This is a genomic window from Arthrobacter sp. Y3221157 (assembly GCF_059089865.1).
This window is the reverse complement of sequence record NZ_JBNHFD010000144.1, coordinates 1-4,573: the sequence shown is the minus strand read 5'-3', so window position 1 is coordinate 4,573 and position 4,573 is coordinate 1. Positions and strand designations below refer to the sequence as shown.

Here is a 4,573-nt window from a genome sequence, read left to right as displayed (position 1 = left end):
GGCCACGCACTCGCCGCCGCCCGCGCGGCCGAGGAAGCCGGGGCCGATGCCCTCCTGGTGCTGCCGCCGTACCTGGTGACCGGCCCCACCGACGGGCTCGTTGCCTACATAGAAGCCGTGGCTGCGGCCAGCAGCCTGCCCGTCATCGTCTACCACCGCGGCAACGCCAAGTTCACGGCGGCCTCCATGGCACGGCTGGCAGCCAACCCCAAGGTCATCGGCTTCAAGGACGGCCTGGGCGACGTTGGCCTGGCGCAGGAGATCGTCTCCGCCGTCAAGGCGGCCGGCCGGGACGACTTCGCCTTCTTCAACGGCCTGCTCACCGCCGAACTGACCCAGGGTGCCTACCGCGGCCTAGGCATCCCGCTGTACTCCTCCGCGGCGTTCGCCATGGCACCGGAAATCGCCAAGGCCTACTACGACGCCTATGTTTCCGGGGACGAAGAACGCCGCAACGCCCTGCTCGAGGGCTTCTATGCGCCCCTGGTTCGCCTCCGCGACCAGACCCCCGGCTTCGGTGTGTCACTCATCAAGGCCGGGCTTCGGCTGGGTGGGCTTCCTGTCGGGTCCGTGCGCCCGCCGCTGGTGGACCCAACCGAGGACCAGGAACTGGAGCTCAAGGCCATCCTTGCCAGGGGCTACGAGCTGGCCGGACGCTGATGAGCGCCCCCGCAACGGAGGCCGTCCGTACCGTGCCGCGGATCACCGGGCTCAGCAGCAGGCTCCTCACCGTGCCCCTGCGGCGGCATTGGGGCGCCGAGGCGCCGGAAAACCACGTGATCGTCACCGAGATCCAGACGGACGACGGCGGTGCGGGGCATGGTTTCTCCTGGACGCCCACCATTGGCCCGCAGGCGGTCAAGGCGCTGCTGGACTACGACATCGCCCCATTCGTCACCGGGCTGCCCGCGCAGCCCGAGGCCGTGTGGGATGCACTCTGGAAACGCCTGCATGAAGCGGGCGGGGGAGGGCTCACCACCATTGCCATGTCCGGCGTGGACCTGGCCCTGTGGGACCTGCAAGCCCGGCAAGCGGGAACCACCGTCACCGGCCTGATTGGCTGGCGGCAGGAATCCGCCGAGGTCTACGGGTCCGGGGTGAATTTGCACTACACCCTGGACGAGCTGGTTTCGCAGGCCGAACGGTGGGTGGCGGCCGGGCACCAGGCAGTCAAGATCAAGGTGGGCAAGCCGGACCTCCGGGAAGACTATGAGCGGGTGCAGGCAGTCCGTTCCGTCCTGGGCCCGCACCGCAAGCTCATGATCGACGCGAACCAGCGCTGGGATTTGCCCACCACCTTCCGGGCCCTGGATGTCCTGTCCGAATTCGGCCTTGAATGGCTGGAGGAGCCTATCCGTGCCGATGACCTGTGGGCGTACCGCCGGCTCCGCAAGCATTCGCCGGTTCCGATTGCCCTGGGCGAAAACCTGCACACCGTTTACCGCTTCCGCGATTTCATAGAGGCAGAAGCGGTGGACATCATCCAGCCCAACATCATCCGGGTTGGCGGGATCACCCCGTTCCGCCGGATTGTTGAGCTGGCCCGGACCAACAGCATCCGGGTGATGCCCCACCTGCTTCCGGAGCTCTCCGGGCAGTTGGCGCTCACCCTTGCCGAACCCACCCTTGTGGAGGACGTGGAGGAAGCATCATTCGAGCAACTGGGCATCCTGGACGGGCCGTCGCCGGTGCGCTTCAGCGACAGCCGGGTGGCGCTGACCGGCCAGCCGGGGCTCGGCTTTCGCTTCCGGGAAGGGCTGCAACCATGAACGCACATACGACGAACAGGTTTCCGACGTGACAACTGCAACGCTTTCCCTGTCCGAACTCACAACCGCTGCCACAGCTGCAGCCAAAATTTCCGCTGCGGCAGCCGATTCCGAAAGGGCGGGCTGGCTCACGGCGGTGGCTGATGCCCTGGACGCCAACGCCGCCGAACTGGTGGAGATCGCTGACGCGGAGACCAGCCTGGGCAGCACCCGTCTGACCGGCGAGGTTGCCCGGACTACCGGGCAGCTGCGGCTCTTCGCCCAAGTCATCACGGAGGGCTCCTATCTGGAGGCCGTCATCGACCACGCCGACCCGGCCGCCACGCCACCGAGGCCGGACCTCCGCCGCATCCTGCGTCCTATCGGACCGGTGGCTGTATTCTCGGCCTCCAACTTCCCGTTCGCCTTCTCGGTGGCCGGTGGCGATACCGCCTCCGCCCTGGCCGTGGGCTGCTCCGTCATCGTCAAGGCCCACTCGGGCCACCTGCGGCTGTCGGAGCGAACAGCGGAGATCGTGGCGGAGGCGCTCCATGCCGCGGGTGCACCCGCGGGCCTGTTCGCGCTGGTCAGCGGTCGGGAAGTGGGCACCGCACTGGTCCAGGACCCAGCCATCAAGGCAGTGGGCTTCACCGGGTCCATCCCCGGCGGGCGCGCGCTGTTCGACCTCGCCACCTCCCGCCCGGATCCGATTCCGTTCTACGGGGAGTTGGGGAGTCTCAACCCGGTGGTGATCACCCCGGCAGCACTGGCCGAACGCAGCGGCCGGCTCGCCGCCGGACTGGCCGCTTCCTTCACCCTTGGCGCCGGCCAGTTCTGCACCAAGCCCGGCCTGGTCTTCATCCCGGCAGGATCTACCTTTGCCCGGGAAGTGGCGGAGGCCAGCAAGGACAAGCCCGCTGCCGGCATGCTGACCAGCAGGATCGCCGAGGCGTACCCCGACGGACTGCGCAGTTTCGCGTCCGTGCCCGGGGTTGAGGTGGTCAGCGGCAGCGTGGACCAGGACGCCGCCGCCAACGGTGCCGCGCCCGTGGTCTTCTCAACCTCCGCCGCCCGGGTGCTGGAACGCCCCGAACAGCTCCTGGAGGAGTGCTTCGGCCCCACCACCATGCTGATCGAGTACAAGGACCCGGCCGAGCTGTCCGCGGTGCTGGCCAAGGTGCCCGGCAGCCTCACTGCCACTCTGCACGCCCAGCCCGGCGAGGACATCGACGCGCTGGTGGAACAGCTCTCCGGACTGGCCGGCCGGGTCCTGTTCGACGGCTGGCCCACCGGCGTAGCAGTGAACTGGGCCCAACAGCACGGCGGGCCGTACCCTGCCACCACGTCGCTGTTCACCTCGGTGGGTGCGACGGCGGTCCGCCGGTTCCAGCGCCCGGTCGCCTACCAGGACGCCCCGGAATCCGTGCTGCACCCCGCCCTGCACGAGGACAACCCGCTGCGCATCCCGCGCCGCGTGGACGGGGAACTGGTGCTTCCATAAGCGCTCTCTCACTTCATGTCGCTTTAACCCAATCGCTCTCTCACCTGATGCGGGATGAGCACAAACGCTCCCGCAGTTGCGGCCGGAGTTCCGGCCCCAACTGCGGGAGCGTTTTTGGTACGCGCTGGTCGACATTGAATTTGCGCGTCGATGGAGAGAGTCACCGGCAGGCAAATGACCCCGGGACCAACGGCCGCGGGGTCATTTGTTGTCAGGCTTAGAGCTGGAGCGTGACGGGGCGCTGCACCCCGTTCACGGCGGCCGCCGGCCAGCGGGGATCAGCCGTCAGGACCTGCAGCCCGAATTCGGTGAGCTGCACGGTGTCCTCGATCTTCACCTTGGGGCCGGACGGGTTCCAGGTGAAGGTCTGGCCCAGGACCACGGTGTCGGTGACGGCAGAAGTGACGCGGGGGTCTCGTCCGGCGTAGCCGGCGGGTCCGCCCTGGTGGTGCTGCTCCCACTGGTCAGTGCCGAAGCCGTGGCGGGTGTAGGCGGCCTTGATTTCGGTGAAGATCCGGTCCAGCCGCGCGCCGGGGACCGTGGCATCGAAGATGTCGGCCTCCACCGCGGCGATCCGGGACTCGGCGTCGCGTTCTTCGGCGGTGCCGGCGTCGAACCGCACCCAGCGGGTGATGTTGGCTACCAACCCGTCGCGTCGGGCGCAGACCACGGCCATGGCACGCCGGCCGAGGGGGGAATGGGTGGCCAGCGGGTGGCGGAAATCGCTCCGGGAACTGCCGTTGCACAGCAGGACCAGCGGCTCGGCCCCCGCAGCCACCACACGCTCAGCCAGTTTCGAGACCAGCCCGAATTCGGTGGTGTCCGGCCGGGCTACGGACAGCACGTCGGTCATGATGGCCGCCAATTCACTGCTGAGCCGGGCGTACCGGGCACTTTCGCCCGGCAGCAGCTGCTGACGGGCGGCCCGCAGTTCGGCCACGACTTCGGCCTCGGCCAGTGGCTGCTGCCGGGCAGCGGCGGACGTTCCGACGGCGGCGGCAGCCTCGTGCAGGTTTCCGTACCAGGGGACGGTGTGCAGGGAGACGCCCGCCGGGAGCTCCTCGGTCGCAATGCGTCCGGCCTCGTTGCTGAACGTCACCAGGTGGTCGCCGGTCCGGTCGACCAGCACCGCGGCGATGGGGTCGCCGGCCAGGCTGATGTGGACGCGGCTGCCGTCCAGGTACCAGGTCAGCGCCGTGTGCGTGGTCAGCAGCAGCGAATCCCGGCCGGCGGCATCCAGGATGTCCAGCACCCGGCGGCGCTTGACCTCCCGGTCCGCGGCGGAGGCGGGCACAACCCGGACGTCATGGGCGGCCGCGAAACC

At 68.8% G+C, this 4,573-nt stretch carries 4 protein-coding genes; 3 read left to right on the top strand and 1 reads right to left on the bottom strand.

Annotated features, from left to right (window positions below):
- The 3 genes from AC5RTT_RS19700 to AC5RTT_RS19690 all read left to right on the top strand — a co-directional run.
- A partial coding sequence (locus tag AC5RTT_RS19700) for a 5-dehydro-4-deoxyglucarate dehydratase (RefSeq protein ID WP_494146584.1) occupies positions 1 to 660 on the top strand: 660 nt, incomplete at its 5' end.
- Positions 660 to 1,769, top strand: a complete 1,110-nt coding sequence (locus AC5RTT_RS19695; RefSeq protein ID WP_494146583.1) for a mandelate racemase/muconate lactonizing enzyme family protein — start codon at positions 660 to 662, stop codon at positions 1,767 to 1,769. The genes AC5RTT_RS19700 and AC5RTT_RS19695, both read left to right, overlap by 1 nt.
- 28 nt (positions 1,770 to 1,797) lie before the next feature.
- Positions 1,798 to 3,249: an aldehyde dehydrogenase (NADP(+)) gene (locus AC5RTT_RS19690; protein WP_494146582.1), complete on the top strand. Its 1,452-nt coding sequence runs from the start codon at positions 1,798 to 1,800 to the stop codon at positions 3,247 to 3,249.
- Positions 3,250 to 3,466: 217 nt separating this feature from the next.
- Here the strand turns inward: AC5RTT_RS19690 and AC5RTT_RS19685 are convergent, their stop codons facing one another.
- A complete protein-coding gene (locus AC5RTT_RS19685; protein WP_494146585.1) occupies positions 3,467 to 4,543 on the bottom strand; it encodes a M24 family metallopeptidase in 1,077 nt (358 codons plus the stop codon).
- Between the last annotated feature and the right edge of the window lie 30 nt (positions 4,544 to 4,573).

Bases quoted from the DNA above. Each gene is read 5' to 3' on its own strand.
- AC5RTT_RS19695 (WP_494146583.1), top strand. From the start codon at position 660: ATGAGCGCCCCCGCAACGGAGGCCGTCCGTACCGTGCCGCGGATCACC.